The following is a 13,266-nucleotide window of genomic DNA, read 5'->3' as shown; positions in this document are numbered from 1 at the left end:
TGGGGCAGTCCGCGCAGGCGGACTTCGTGCCTTTCCAGCGGCGAATTCATTCGCTCCGGCTGGGGGACGGTCTTACCGGATCAGATCCGCGATGGACATCCATCCCCCGGGGCTGGATGCCGACCTCCCCTCCCAATTCCTGAAGCAGCGCCTCCACCCATCCGCCCTGTCGTACCTTCTCACCCCCGTACCTTCGTACCCGAGCGCGCGCCGCCTCACTTCCACACTTCCACACTCACGCACTCACGCACTCACGCACTCACGCACTTCCCCTCCCTCACGCACTTCCGGCCGCCGCCGCCACCTCGGGCTTGGCCTTGAAGTCCGCGTCGGGCGTGAAGTCCTCGCCGGGGTTGATGAAGCGGTCGCTTTCCAGCGCGTACTGGCGGTCGTGCAGGTCCCGGTAGCGGCCGCCCAGCGCCATGAGCTGCGCGTGGTTGCCGCGCTCCACGATCTCGCCGTTCTCCAGCACCAGGATCTGCTCCGCGCTGCGGATGGTGCTCAGCCGGTGCGCGATGACGAACGCCGTGCGCCCCTGCCGCAGCCGCCGCAGCCCCTCCTGGATCTTGTACTCGCTCTCGCTGTCCAGCGAGCTCGTGGCCTCGTCCAGGATGAGGATGCGCGGATCCGCCAGCAGCGCCCGCGCGATGGCGATGCGCTGCCGCTGCCCGCCGCTGAGCTTGATGCCCCGCTCGCCCACCACCGTGTCGTATCCCTCGGGAAAGCCCCGGATGAACTCGTCCGCGTTGGCCAGCCCCGCCACCTCCTCGATCTCCGCCCGCGTGGCGTCGGGGCGCGCGAAGCGGATGTTGTCGGCCACGGTGCCGTCGAACAGGAAGTTCTCCTGCAGCACCACGCCCAGTTGTGCGCGGTAGTCCGAGAGCCGCAGCCCGCCCAGGTCGCGCCCGTCGATCAGCACGCGGCCCCGGGTGGGCCGGTTGAACGCCATCACCAGGCTCACGAGCGTGCTCTTGCCGGACCCGCTGCTGCCCACGAGCGCCGTCGTGGTCCCCGCGGGCACGTCCACGTCGATGCCCTTGAGCACCGGCTGGCCCTCGTTGTACTCGAACCACACGTCGTCCAGCCGCACGTGGCCCTCGATGCGGCGCACGGGCTCGCGGTCGCGGTCCTCCTGGTCTTCCGTCCGCATCTCCATCACCTCGCGGATGCGGTCCAGCCCCGCGAACGCCTCGCTCACCTGCGTGCCGATGCTGGCAATCTGCATCACCGGCGCGGCCAGCATCCCCGTGAAGATGAGGTACGAGAACAGCCCGCCCAGCGTCATGGTCCCGTTGAGCACCGAGCGGCCGCCGATCACGATGAGCGCCAGGCTCACGGCGCCGATGACCACCGTCGACACGCTGGTGATGGCCGACACGCCCGTGATGGAGCTGGCGATGTTGCGGAACAGGCGGTGCGCGCCGCGGGCAAAGACGCGGTCCTCGCGCTTTTCCGTGCCGTACGCCTTGACCACGCGAATGCCCCCCAGCGTCTCCGTCAGCCGGCCATTCACCTGCGCCGTGATCTCGCCGCGCTCGCGAAAGATGGGGCGCAGCCGCTTGAAGGTCACGCTCATCGCGAAGCCGAACGCGATGAGGATGACCACGATGGCCACCGTCATCACCCAGTTCAGGTACAGCAGCGCGCCCAGGGCGAGAATCGCCGTGAACACGCCGCCCACCAGTTGCACGATGCCCGTGCCCACCAGGTTGCGGATGCCCTCCGCGTCGTTCATTACGCGGGACACCAGCACGCCCACCTGCGTGCTGTCGAAGTAGCGGATGGGCAGGCGGGTGATGTGGTGCTGCACGCGCCGGCGCATGTCGGTGATGGCCCGCTGCGCCGTCACGCTGATCACCTGCGACAGCGCGTAGCTGGTGACGCCCTGGACGAGCGTGGACACGAGCACGGCGCCGGCCAGGGGCAGCAGCAGCGACGGCCGGCCGTGGCCGGGCGCCAGCACGTTGTCCACCAGGAACTTGGCCGCGCCGGCGGGCACCAGCCCCGCCAGGCGGCTCACCAGCATGAGCGCCAGGCCAAGGCCCAGGTAGCGCCGGTGGTTCCACATCAGCCGGCGGGCCTCGGCCCAGGCCTGCGCGCTGGGCAGCTTCTTCTTTTTCTTCGCGGGTGCGGACGGTGCCGCCATGGTGCCTCCGGGAAAGGTCAGTCTTCGGCCGCGCGGGCGGGCCGGCGGCGCCGGTCGCGCGCGGGCCACCCCGCGTCCTCCATCACGCCGTCCGCGGCCGGGCGGCGCGGGGCTTCCAGCGGCGCGGCCTCCTCGGGCGCGCCCACGGCGTCGAACTGCGGCACGGCCGCCGTGGCCGCCGCGGGGCGCAGGCGGCGGATGAGGTACAGCGTCAGCAGCGTAGCGACGATGGCCAGCAGCCCCACGCGCGAGTAGCCCGTGAGCGGCTGCCCTTCGCCGCCGCCGATCATCAGCCCGGCCACGTACGACGCCGCGCCCGCCGCGCCCTGCTGGATGCTGCTGTTCAGGCTCATGAACCCGCCGCGGCGCCGCGGCTCCACCACGCCCGTCACCAGCGCCGTCACGCTGATCATCCGGCCGCTGGCCATCACCATCATCAGCGTGGTCACGGCCAGGATCACGGGCAGCTCCACGCGCGGCAGGTTGGTCACCAGGGCGATGGGCACCAGGCTCAGCACGGCCGTGAGCGTGAACACCCGCGCGTGGCCAAACCGGTCCGCCAGCGGGCCAAACACCAGCGGGCCCGTCAGCAGCGTGGCCAGGCCGCCCACCAGGTACATCAGCGCGAGCTTGTCCTCCGCCATCCCCACGTTGGTCGTGAGGTACGGCGCCAGGAAGGGGACCACGGTAAACGCGCTGAACATCACCGCGATGGTCAGCAGGAACGCGTTGATGTGCGACGGGTGCTTGCCGACTTCCCACAGCTCGCGAAAGGGCGAGGGGTCGTCCGCGCGGCGGCCCGTCAGGTGGGCGGCCATGGGCGGCAGCGCCAGCAGGCCGATGACGAAGACGACCGCCGTCACGCCCGCCAGGAAGCGGAACGGCATCTCCCACGTGTAGTTCTCCGCCAGCCACAACCCCAGCGGAAGGCCCAGGACGGAGGCCGCGCTGAACGCGCCCATGACGACGCCCATGGCCGTGCCGCGGCGCTCGGCGCGGATCTGGTCGCCCACGATGGCGAACACGACGCCCGCCAGCACGCCGCCGAACGCGCCCGCCACGATGCGGGCCGCCATCAGCAGCCAGTAGCTTTCGACGAGGCCGCACAGCAGCGTGCCGAAGCCGAACCCGGCCAGCAGGAACAGCAGCATGCGCTTGCGGTCAAAGCGGTCCATGTACGCCGCCGCCACCAGGCCGCTCACGGCCGCGCTGAACGTGTACGCCGACACCAGCAACCCGAACTTGCTGGGCGACACGTGCAGCGACCGCATCAGCATGGGCGACAGCGGCATGATGATGACGAAATCCAGGATGTGGCAGAACTGCACGGCCGTGAGCATCAGCAGCAGCAGCCACTCGCGGGCGGTGAACACGTGGGTCAGGCGACGGGCCATGGGCGATCGATCTTCCGATGAAGCAAGTGATTGAGACTACGGTGCCGTCGTCGGCCGGTCCGGTGATGACGAGGCCGGGTCCGACGACGGCTTGAACGGCAACTGCGACGGGAGCGCCGTGCGTCGTGCGGATTGGGGCGGCTCTCGCCGGCAGCAGCCTGCCCCTCTCCCGGCCTCTCCCCGCTCGTTCCTCGCGGAGAGAGGAGACCCGCGCTAACGCGCGATGTCGACCCCGGTGCAGGATCCTGCCCGGGCCACCTCCCTCCCCCACGCAGTTTGTGGGGGAGGGTCGGGGAGGGGGGCGCTCGCCCTCCGCCGGCCCTCCGCATTCCACACAATCCGGCCGAACCGTCCCCATACACCCCATCACGAAAACGGCTCCGCCCGCCGGACGCGGGTCCGGCGGGCGGAGCACGTGCATCCCCTCACGCCGCCGCGCCGGCGACAACCAGGCGCGGCGCCGTAAAGCGGGGCTCCTCCTCCGTCCGCCGCGTTCGGGACCGCGATCCGGCAAAGTGCTCCGCCTCCAGCCCCAGCAGCTCCGCCGTCACCTCCCACGCGCGCAGGGCCAGCTCCCCGTCACGCGCCGTCCGGGACCACTCCACCGCCTTGCCCCTGGGATCCAGCAGCGCCCCGCCCTGCACGTCGCGCGAGGTGGCCGCCACCACGCTGGACCGCGCGGCGGCCTCCGCCGTGCGGCGCCGCCCCATGCGCCGCAGCAGCGGCCACGCCAGCCGCAGCGACGCCGGCAGCATCTCCGGCACGATGGCGCCCGACATCTCCGTCGCCGCCATTCCCGGGTCCGCCGCGATCACAGTGATCCCCGTGCCGCGAAGGCGCCGCGCCAGCTCGTTGGTCCACAGCAGGTTGAGCAGCTTGGCGCGGCCGTACGCCTCCAGCCCGCGGTAGCCGCGCGCGGACTGCAGGTCGTCCCAGCGCGGGCGCACCCAGCGGTGCGCGCCGCTGCTCACGTTCACGATCCGCGCGGGGGCGGAGCGGCGCAGCAGCGGCAGCAGCAGGTGCGTGAGCAGCGCCGGCGACAGGTGCGTCATGGCCAGCGTCGCCTCCATGCCGTCCATTGTCTCGCGCCGCTCCGCGTACAGTCCCGCGGCGTTGTTCACCAGCAGGTCCAGCCGCTCGTGCGCCGCGGCGATGCGCTCCGCCAGCGCGCGCACCTCGTCCAGCGACGAGAGGTCCGCCGTCATCAGCTCCACGTCGGGGTTGCCGCTCTGGCAGCGGATGCGCTCCACCGCCTCGCGCCCCCGTGCCTCGTCGCGGCCCACGACCGTCACGGCCGCGCCGAGCTTCGCGAGCCCCAGCGCCGTCTCCAGGCCAATGCCCCCGGTGCCCCCCGTCACCAGGGCCGTCTTGCCCACCAGCGGCGGCGCGCTCACGCGTCCCCCCGCACGGCCGAGAGCCGCGGGCGCGGTGCGCGCGCGGGCTCCGTCTCCGTCACCACCCGCGCGGGGCGGATGATGATGCCGTACGCCTCTTCCCCCTCGTCCCGCTGCGCCGCCAGTCGCGCCGCGCTGATGCGCCCCCGCGGCGCCGAAAGCAGTACCACCATGGCCGGGTCCCTCCCCTCATCCCCGTTCAGGTCCCGCCGGCCCGCGCGGCCGGCGAGTGCATCGTTCGTCATCCACCGTCCGTCAGGCCGCGTTCGCGGTCTCCAGCACCGGGTAGTCCGTGTAGCCGTGCGCGCCGCCGCCGTAGAAGGTGGCCCGGTCCGGCGCGTTGAGCGGCGCGCCCGTCCGCAGGCGCTCCGGCAGGTCCGGGTTGGCCAGGAACGCCGTGCCAAAGCTCACCAGCTCCGCCCGGCCGGACGCGATCGCGGCATTCCCGGTCTCGGCGTCGTATCCGCCGTTGGCCATCACGGGTCCGCGGAACACCGCCTTGAGTACGGGGGTGATGCGCCCGCCGGACGCCTGCTCCGTCACCGGCTCCACCACGTGCAGGTACGCCAGGCCAAAGCGGTTGAGCACGTGGGCCGCCGTGCTGAACGTGGACACGGGGTCCGAGTCGCGCATGCCGTTGTACGTGCCCGTGGGCGAAACGCGCACGCCCACCCGCTGGCCGCCCCACACGTCCACCACCGCCCCCGTCACCTCGGCCAGGAACCGCGCGCGGTTCTCGGGGCTTCCGCCGTAGCGGTCCGTGCGGTGGTTGCTGCCGTCGCGCAGGAACTGGTCGATGAGGTACCCGTTGGCGCCGTGCAGCTCCACCCCGTCAAATCCCGCGCGGTACGCCCGCCGCGCGCCGTCGGCGTACTGCTCCACGATGCCCGCGATCTCGTCCGTCCCCAGGGCCCGCGGCGTCACGAAGGGCACGGGGCCGGCGGCCGTGTACAGCATCTCCCCCGCGATGCCGATGGCCGACGGCGCCACGGGCAGCGCCCCGCCCGGCTGCAGGCCCGGGTGCGACACCCGGCCCACGTGCCACAGCTGCAGGAAGATGCGCCCGCCCCGCGCGTGCACGGCGTCGGTGATGGCGCGCCAGCCCCGCTCCTGGGCGTCGGTGTGGATGCCCGGCGTGTCGGGATAGCCCACGCCCTCGGGCGCCACCTGCGACCCCTCGGTGACGAGGAGCCCGGCGCCCGCGCGCTGGGTGTAGTACTCGGCCATCAGGGGCGTGGGCACGTTGCCCTCGCCGGCGCGGCTGCGCGTCATGGGCGCCATCACCACCCGGTTGCGCAGCTCGTACGGCCCAAGCCGGTACGGCGTAAAGAGGTTGGGCCCGCGGTCCTCAGCCATCGTCGTCATCCCTCGCGTTGATCCCTGGAGGGAACCACCCGCCGACGCTCTCCATCTATCGTCGAACCAGGCGTCCCGTTTTCGACATCCCGACCGCGGCGGATGCGCCACGATCCCGTCACCTAATTGCAACCAAACAAGTTACAGATTGGGACACACGTCGCCCGCGCGCATCCCGCCGACCGCGTGTCAGCGGCCGATGGGGCGAAGGGCGTTGGAGACGTCGCGCGCGGCGCGGCCCCGCTGCAACCGGACCACCTGCGACGTCACCTGCCCGGGGCGCACCGTCACGCGCCGCTCCTGCACCGTGTACCCGTCGCGCGTGGCGCGCAGCGTGTACGTGCCGGGCGCCACCCCGGCGAACTGGAAGCCCCCCGTGTTCCCCGACACCGTCTCGCGGGCTCCCTCCGCGGCGCCCTGCGGCACGAGCGTGACCCGCGCCTCGGCCACGGGGTTCCCCACCCCGTCCGTCACCCGTCCCAGCACCCGCGCATCCTGCCCCCACAGCGGGCCGGCGCCCCCCAGCACCAGCCCCGCCACCACACCCAGCACCCGCAACCCCCGCCTGACGACCGCCGCTGCGTTCATCATTCCCCTCCGGTCCCCTCGGTGTCCGGTCCCGCCATCTGTATCCGTGGCGGTTACGGATTGCTCCACGAAAAAACGCCGTCTACGCGCGGCCCCCCACCGCCGCGGCGCCCAGCTCCGCCTCCACGCATCCCCCCGAATGCGGCTTGGATTCCACGCACCCCCCGGCCCGCGTGCGCACCTCGCGTCCTACGTCGGCGATGGTCACGTCGGCCAGCACGGACTGCATGGCCTGGTGCGCCTGGCAGAACACGTCCTGCAGCACCCCCCGGATGTTGCTGCCGATGTCGCAGTTGCGGCACGGGTCGGCGTGCACGGCGAAGAGGTCTTCCTTTTCCTCCACGGCGCGGTACACGTCCAGCATGGTAATGCGGTCCGGCTCGCGCGCCAGCTGCGCGCCGCCACCCACGCCGGGCTGCACGTTCACGATGCCCGCGTTGCGCAGCGCGCCCACGATGCGGCGCACGACGACGGGGTTGGTGTTCACGCTGCTGGCGATCCGCTCCGACGTGACGGGCTCCTCGCGCCGCCACGCCAGGTACGCGAGCACGTGCACCGCCACCGCCACCCTGCTGCTGATCGTAGACATCTGGGCTCCATTCTGAAACTGTAACCAGTCTAGTATCGGATTCACCGGCTGTCAACGGTTCTCCCTCCGTCGAGTCCTCGGACGGGCGGGCTTTTCCTGATTTTCTCACGCAGAGCCGCGGAGGACGCAGAGAACTGCAACTGCTTTTTCACGCAGAGGGAGCAGGGGCAGCAGAGGAACTGATTCGAAGGGATTTCGAGAGGATCGGGGGTTATGGGTCAACCGCACCATGTGGCCGATGCGTTGCGAGCGCATCTTCCATCACGAAGCGCCGGGCAGCACCGACGGCGGCGCTAAGCAGCAGCCTTGAAACACGTTGGGAGCCCGCCTCGTAGTTCCGCCCCGTGCGGGATGATGGGCAACGCTCCCGCCGCCGCGGACGCGAGAAGTCCGCCACCAGCGACCGAAAAACGTACCATGTTCTCCATAGCCCGCACCGCCTTTGCCCTGCTGACCGTTGCCCTGGCCGCCCTCCCGGCGCAGGCCCGCGCGCAGACCCCCATGGAGATCGTCGTCAACATCCCGGCCGGCCGGCTGGACGTGTTCCAGGCGGGCGAGCGCATCCGCACCTACCCGGTGTCGGTGGGCACGGCCCGGCACGCCACGCCCACGGCGCAGGCCAGCGTGCAGCGCATGGTGTGGAACCCGTCGTGGACGCCGCCCGAGAGCGACTGGGCCCGCGACGAGCGGCCGGCCGCCCCCGGGCCCAACAACCCCATGGGCCGCGTGAAGATCCACCTGTTCCAGGACTACTACGTCCACGGAACGCCGGCCCGCAACGAGCGGCACCTGGGCCGCCCGGCCTCGCACGGCTGCATCCGCATGCGCAACGCGGACGTGATGGAGCTGGCCCGGCTGGTCCTGCGCGCCGACGGCGCCCCGGTGAGCGACGAGGCCATCCAGGGCCTCATCGACAACCCGCGCCGCACGCGTGAGATGCGCCTCTCCGGCCGGGTGCGGGTGCGCATCGAGTACAAGCTGGCCGAGGTGGGCGCCGACAGCGTGACGCTGCACCCCGACGTGTACGGCCGCGCGCAGGGCCGCTACACCGCCCGCGTGTCCGAGGAGCTGCGCACACTGGGCGCGGACCCGGCGGTCCTGCAGCACGCCGCCATCACGCGCGCGCCCACGACGGCGGTGCAGATCGCCCGGCTGCCGCAGATCATGCCGGTCCCCGGCGCCCCCGCCGTGACCGCCTCCAGCCTGGATGTCGCGCTCCGCTGATCCTCCGCCTCACGCGGACGAAATCGAGGGGCAGGGAGACACGCCGTCTCCCTGCCCCTCGTCGCATCTCCAGAGCAACTGATTTCTCACGCAGAGCCGCAGAGGCGCAGAGTACTTCGTCCGCGCGATGAAGTACTCTGCGTCCTCTGCGGCTCTGCGTGAGAAATCAGTTTTCGGTTGCTTTAGAACGCCGCGCGGATGCCCAGGGTCAGCGTGCGGCCGGGGACCACGGTGAGGTTGTCGGGCTCGCCGCGCTGGTGGTTCAGCAGGTTCTCGCCCAGCAGCACCAGCGTCACCCCGCCGGGTACGTCCAGCGTCGTCGTGGCGTTCAGCCGCGTCACGCCCTCGTACGCGCGCCAGTAGCCGCGCAGGTTTCCGCCATCCACCGCGCCGCGTGACCAGTCGCGCGCCAGGGCCATGCGATCGTAGTTGATCCAGTCGAACGCCCGCGTCCCCGTCAGCGACGCCGTCCAGCCGTCGCCCGCGTAGGCACCCGTGAGCGCCAGCGTGCGCGCGGGCACCTCCAGCATGCGGTCGCCCATCCGCAGGTCGCCCGTGTAGCCATCCGCAAGGCGCCGCACGCGGCTGTCCACGGCCGCGAACGCGCCCTCCAGCGACAACCGACCCAGGAGCGCGCGGCCTTCCATCTCCCACCCGCGGTTGGAGATCTGCCCCACGTTCTGCAGGTCGTATCCGCCGCTGCGCCATCCGCCGTCCATCACCGCCACGGCCGGCCGCGCCACGCGCTGCACCAGGCCCGACGCCAGCTGGTCGTACGCCGTCACCTGCAGCGCGAGCAGGCCGCCCAGCGCCAGGTCCAGCCCGCCCTCGATCCCCGACTGCTCCTCGGGCGCCAGGTACGCGTTGTTCAGCCCGTACCAGCGGTCGACCGTCTGCGCGGGCATCCGCGCCGGCCGTACGCCCTTGCCGTACGCCGCGCGCAGCTTGAGCGTGGCGTCGCCACCCAGCTCCGCCACCCACGCGGCGCCCAGCACGGGCAGGGCCGCGTAGCGCGCGCCGCCCGCGATGCCGCCGTTCTGCTCCACGCGCAGGCCCGCCGTCAGGTGCAGCCGATCGTCCACCGTGGCGCCGGCCTGCGCGGCCAGCGCCGTCGTCCGCAGGGAGGCCACGAGCGGCGCCTGGTCGCGCGCCCACCCCGTCGCGGCGCCCTCCGCGCGAATCACGGACGCGGGCTGGGCCACCTGCTCGCGCAGGGTGGAATGCTCGGCGCCCAGCGTGACCCGCACCTCCGCGCGCTCGCCCTGGTACGCGCGCGCAACGCTGCTCCACCGCAGCGTCAGCCGGTCCGCGCCGCCCTCCGTCCACTCCATCCCCGACACCACGGACGACGGGGCCGGCGAGCGCGCATCCGCCAGCCCGGCCACCTGCCCGCCGTCCAGGCCGGCGACGAGCGTGTGCGACCAGCGCGCGTCCGGCGTCCACCGCAGCGATCCACCCAGCGTGTACTGCGTCATCCGCTGGCGGTCCCCCAGCAGCGAATCCGCCAGCAGGTCGCCCAGCAGCGGGTTCTGCCCCGTGCCCAGCCGCGCGGAGTAGAAGCGCGCCGTGCCCGTCATCACCGTCGTGGCGCCCACGCGGCGCGCGGTGCCCGTCGCCATCAGGTAGCGGCTGCCACCCCGCGGCACGTACTCGCCCACGCTGCCCATCCCCACGTCCAGTCCCGCGGACCGCGCGCTGGTCCCCACGCGCAGGCTCAGCGCGTGCTCCTGCGCCACGGTTCCGCCAGACGCGAAGTCGCTGTTCGCCCGGCCCAGGTCGCTGCGGATGCGCAGGGCGGGCCCGCCGTCCACCGTCCCCTCGTGGCGCGTGACGATGTTGACCACGCCGCTCACCGCGCCCATGCCGTGCAGCGCGGCGCCCTGGGGACCGCGGACGACCTCGATGCGCTCCACGGCCTCCGGTGCGATCTGCGTGGCCAGCAGCGGGTTGGCGACCTCGATGCCGTCGATGAACACGCGCGGCGCGCTAGCCCCGAACGAGCTGGCGCCGCGGATGCTGCCAAACCGCGTCCACAGGCTGGAGGGCGACGCCTCCCATCCCCACGTCCCCGCGGACGCGGCGTTGAGGAACCGCGAGAGCGGCGCCGTCCCCGCGCGCGCCAGCTGCTCGCTGCCGACGACGTCCAGCGCGTACGGCCGGGCGGCGTGCGCGTCGCCGCCTCCGTCCCCCGTGACGACGACGGGGGAGAGGGCGACGGTCCGCCCCAGCTCGTCCGGCTGCTCCGCCTCCACCGCGGCGGACTGTCGATTCCGGCGGAGGGCGAGGACCACATGGTCCGCGCCGGCCACGACGGCTTCGACCGGCGTGTCGCGCAGCAGCTCCGCCAGCGCGTCGCCCACGGTGCGCGCGCCGGCGGCCACGCAGACGCGGCGGTCCAGGGGAAGCAGCTCGGGGCTGTAGGAGATGCGGATGCGGGCGGACGACGAGACGCGGTCCAGCGCGTCGCGCAGGCTCACGTCGCGCGCGTTGAAGGAGAAGATGCGGTCCAGCGGCGCCGGCCACCCCTGCGCGGGGCTCGTCGCCGTGACGGCGCGCGGGGCGCACGCCTTCGATTCTGATACAATCGCGGACGCGTGCGCGGAGACGGGCGCGGCCAGCGCCAGTCCGCACGCACCCGCGAGGGCGCGGCGCAGCCGGGAGCCGCGCGCCCGTCTCACCGCCCGGCGGCGCTGAGCACGGCCGTGTCGCCGCGCATCGTCATCTCCGCGCCCAGGGCCAGCGCCATCACTTCCAGCACCCGCTCCCGGGGCTCGCCCTCGAACGAGGCCGTCAGCCGGCGGGCGGCGACTGCGTCATCCGCGCGCACCTCCACGCCGTACCAGCGGCGCATCTCCGCGGCCACCTGGGCCAGCGGCGCGTCGCGAAAGACGAGCTCGCCGCGCGTCCACGCCAGGTCCTCCGCCGTGGCGGCCGCGCGCTGCGGTGCCGCACCCTCCGCCGCGATCACGCCGCGCTCGCCCTGGCGCAGGACCACGCCCTCGCCCGCTTCGCGCGCGCCCGCCAGGGCCACGGCGCCCTCCGTCACCACGACGCGCACGCCGGCCGGCCCGCTCTGCACGCTGAACGCCGTGCCGATGTCGCGGACCCGCGCCATGCCCGCGCGCACGGTGAACGGCCGCGCATCATGCACCACGTCGAACATCGCCTCGCCCACCAGGTCCACCGTGCGATCGCGCTCCCCGTATCCCTCCGGGATCGTCACGCGGCTGGCGGGGCCCAGCAGGACGGTCGTCCCGTCCGTCAGCCGCACCGTCTCTCGCTCGCCGATTTCCGTGGCGTACGCCGTCACCATCGCCTCACCCCCGCCGTCGCGGACGGCCTGGATGCCGAACCATCCGCCCGTGGCCAGCAGCAGGGCAGCCGCCGCGCGCAGCACGGGCGACCGCCATCCGCGCCGCGCGGCCGTCGACGGCGGGCGGCGCGGGGAGACGACGGTCGTCGCGGGCGCGTCCATCCGCCGGTGCACGCGGCCCAGCGCGGCGTCCACGTCCAGGTCCGCGGGGGGCGGCGTGGCGGCCCGCGTCATGGCGCGGTCCAGCGCGCCCAGCACGGCCTGCCGGTCGGGGTTCTCCGCCAGCCAGGCGCGCACGGCTTCGGCTTCCCGGTCCGGGCTTTCGCCGGCCAGAAAGCGCGCCAGGGCATCCCAGTCCGTGTCCGGGGAGGCCGTTTCGGGGGTGAGCTCGTCCTTTTCCATGCACCATGAGACACGCCAGCCGCCGCGCACCCTTATGCGCGGCGCCCGTGGCGGATTGCTGGCGTTCGCCGCATCCGCTTACGTTACGCTTCTTGCAACCCCGCGCGGCGAGCGCCGTTCCACGCCGGCCGGCCCACGATCCCGCCCACCCCGCTTCCGTGACCGACCGCGAGCTCCTGGACCGCCTTCGACAGGGCGACCGCGAGGCCTTCGACGCCGCGTTCCGCGCCCACTACGCCACGCTGGTGGGGGTGGCGGAGCGCATCGCGGGGGAGCGCGCCGTGGCCGAGGAGCTGGCGCAGGACGTGATGCTGGAGCTGTGGCGCCGCCACGAGACGCTGGTGATCGACGAGTCGCTGCGCGCGTACCTGGTGCGCGCAGTGCGCAACCGCGCGCTCAACCACGTGCGGCACGAGCGGATGAAGGTGCGCACGGCCCCGCGCGCCGCCGGCGAGACGGTGAGCCAGCCCGAGGCGCCGTCCAACGTGGTGGAGGCGGAGATGGAGGCCGCCTTGCGCGACGCCGTGGCCTCGCTGCCGGAGCGGTGCCGCGAGGTGTTCGAGCTAAGCCGCGGGCAGGGGCTGCGCTACGCAGAGATCGCCGCCGCGCTGGGAATCTCCGTCAAGACGGTGGAGGCGCAGATGGGCAAGGCGCTGCGCGTGCTCCGCGAGCGCTTGGCCCCGTTCCTCCCCGGGCGGGAGGCGTAGGCGAGCGGTCTGGATCGAAGCGACCCCGGATCGAGCGATTGGGATCGAGCACGAAGGCGGGCTCCGCGCGGCGCCCCCTCCGGGCTCGTAAAACTCGCCCACCTCCCCCAAAGACCCCTGGGGGAGGTTGTGTTCTACACGGGAGGCCGGCCC

General features: G+C 72.9%; 11 protein-coding genes. 2 read left to right on the top strand and 9 right to left on the bottom strand.

Annotation, left to right across the window (positions count from 1 at the left end; all coding sequences use genetic code 11):
* Positions 1–277 precede the first annotated feature (277 nt).
* From VFZ20_RS32400 to VFZ20_RS32370, 7 genes are all read right to left on the bottom strand, one after another.
* Positions 278–2,146, bottom strand: a complete 1,869-nt coding sequence (locus tag VFZ20_RS32400) for an ABC transporter ATP-binding protein (RefSeq protein WP_329688124.1) — start codon at positions 2,144–2,146, stop codon at positions 278–280.
* Positions 2,147–2,163: 17 nt separating this feature from the next.
* Positions 2,164–3,540 carry an MFS transporter gene (locus VFZ20_RS32395; protein ID WP_329688123.1) on the bottom strand — a complete coding sequence of 459 codons (1,377 nt, stop codon included), beginning with the start codon at positions 3,538–3,540 and terminating at the stop codon, positions 2,164–2,166.
* Between the two features lie 425 nt (positions 3,541–3,965).
* Positions 3,966–4,934 carry an SDR family NAD(P)-dependent oxidoreductase gene (locus VFZ20_RS32390; RefSeq protein ID WP_329688122.1) on the bottom strand — a complete coding sequence of 323 codons (969 nt, stop codon included), beginning with the start codon at positions 4,932–4,934 and terminating at the stop codon, positions 3,966–3,968.
* Positions 4,931–5,179: a hypothetical protein gene (locus VFZ20_RS32385; RefSeq protein WP_329688121.1), complete on the bottom strand. Its 249-nt coding sequence runs from the start codon at positions 5,177–5,179 to the stop codon at positions 4,931–4,933. Before VFZ20_RS32385 ends, VFZ20_RS32390 begins: the two co-directional genes overlap by 4 nt.
* Positions 5,180–5,189: 10 nt before the next feature.
* Positions 5,190–6,290 (bottom strand): alkene reductase, encoded by a 1,101-nt coding sequence (locus VFZ20_RS32380; protein WP_329688120.1) that lies wholly within the window; start codon positions 6,288–6,290, stop codon positions 5,190–5,192.
* 189 nt (positions 6,291–6,479) lie between these two features.
* Positions 6,480–6,881, bottom strand: coding sequence for a carboxypeptidase-like regulatory domain-containing protein (locus VFZ20_RS32375; RefSeq protein ID WP_329688119.1), 402 nt, complete (start codon positions 6,879–6,881; stop codon positions 6,480–6,482).
* A gap of 79 nt (positions 6,882–6,960) precedes the next feature.
* On the bottom strand, positions 6,961–7,467 hold the full coding sequence (locus VFZ20_RS32370) for an Rrf2 family transcriptional regulator (RefSeq protein WP_329688118.1): 507 nt from the start codon (positions 7,465–7,467) through the stop codon (positions 6,961–6,963).
* Between the two features lie 417 nt (positions 7,468–7,884).
* Here VFZ20_RS32370 and VFZ20_RS32365 point away from each other — a divergent pair, with 417 nt between their 5' ends.
* Positions 7,885–8,691, top strand: coding sequence for a L,D-transpeptidase (locus tag VFZ20_RS32365; protein ID WP_329688117.1), 807 nt, complete (start codon positions 7,885–7,887; stop codon positions 8,689–8,691).
* A gap of 182 nt (positions 8,692–8,873) precedes the next feature.
* On the opposite strand, the gene VFZ20_RS32360 is transcribed toward VFZ20_RS32365, so the two are convergent.
* Entirely contained in the window at positions 8,874–11,369 is a 2,496-nt protein-coding gene (locus VFZ20_RS32360) for a TonB-dependent receptor plug domain-containing protein (protein WP_329688116.1), read from the bottom strand.
* The gene (locus VFZ20_RS32355) at positions 11,366–12,406 is read right to left on the bottom strand and encodes a FecR family protein (RefSeq protein ID WP_329688115.1); all 1,041 of its coding nucleotides are present in this window, start codon (positions 12,404–12,406) and stop codon (positions 11,366–11,368) included. Before VFZ20_RS32355 ends, VFZ20_RS32360 begins: the two co-directional genes overlap by 4 nt.
* Positions 12,407–12,564: 158 nt before the next feature.
* On the opposite strand from VFZ20_RS32355, the gene VFZ20_RS32350 reads away from it, so the two are divergent.
* Positions 12,565–13,113: an RNA polymerase sigma-70 factor gene (locus VFZ20_RS32350; protein WP_329688114.1), complete on the top strand. Its 549-nt coding sequence runs from the start codon at positions 12,565–12,567 to the stop codon at positions 13,111–13,113.
* Positions 13,114–13,266 lie beyond the last annotated feature (153 nt).

Origin of the sequence: Longimicrobium sp. (genome assembly GCF_036280135.1) — a bacterium.
Classification (GTDB): domain Bacteria; phylum Gemmatimonadota; class Gemmatimonadetes; order Longimicrobiales; family Longimicrobiaceae; genus Longimicrobium.
The sequence above is the reverse complement of the archived record's forward strand: the minus strand, read 5'-3'. Positions and strand labels throughout refer to the sequence as shown.

Bases quoted from the DNA above. Each gene is read 5' to 3' on its own strand.
- VFZ20_RS32400 (WP_329688124.1), bottom strand. From the start codon at position 2,146: ATGGCGGCACCGTCCGCACCCGCGAAGAAAAAGAAGAAGCTGCCCAGC.
- VFZ20_RS32395 (WP_329688123.1), bottom strand. From the start codon at position 3,540: ATGGCCCGTCGCCTGACCCACGTGTTCACCGCCCGCGAGTGGCTGCTG.
- VFZ20_RS32385 (WP_329688121.1), bottom strand. From the start codon at position 5,179: ATGACGAACGATGCACTCGCCGGCCGCGCGGGCCGGCGGGACCTGAAC.
- VFZ20_RS32380 (WP_329688120.1), bottom strand. From the start codon at position 6,290: ATGGCTGAGGACCGCGGGCCCAACCTCTTTACGCCGTACCGGCTTGGG.
- VFZ20_RS32375 (WP_329688119.1), bottom strand. From the start codon at position 6,881: ATGATGAACGCAGCGGCGGTCGTCAGGCGGGGGTTGCGGGTGCTGGGT.
- VFZ20_RS32370 (WP_329688118.1), bottom strand. From the start codon at position 7,467: ATGTCTACGATCAGCAGCAGGGTGGCGGTGGCGGTGCACGTGCTCGCG.
- VFZ20_RS32365 (WP_329688117.1), top strand. From the start codon at position 7,885: ATGTTCTCCATAGCCCGCACCGCCTTTGCCCTGCTGACCGTTGCCCTG.
- VFZ20_RS32355 (WP_329688115.1), bottom strand. From the start codon at position 12,406: ATGGAAAAGGACGAGCTCACCCCCGAAACGGCCTCCCCGGACACGGAC.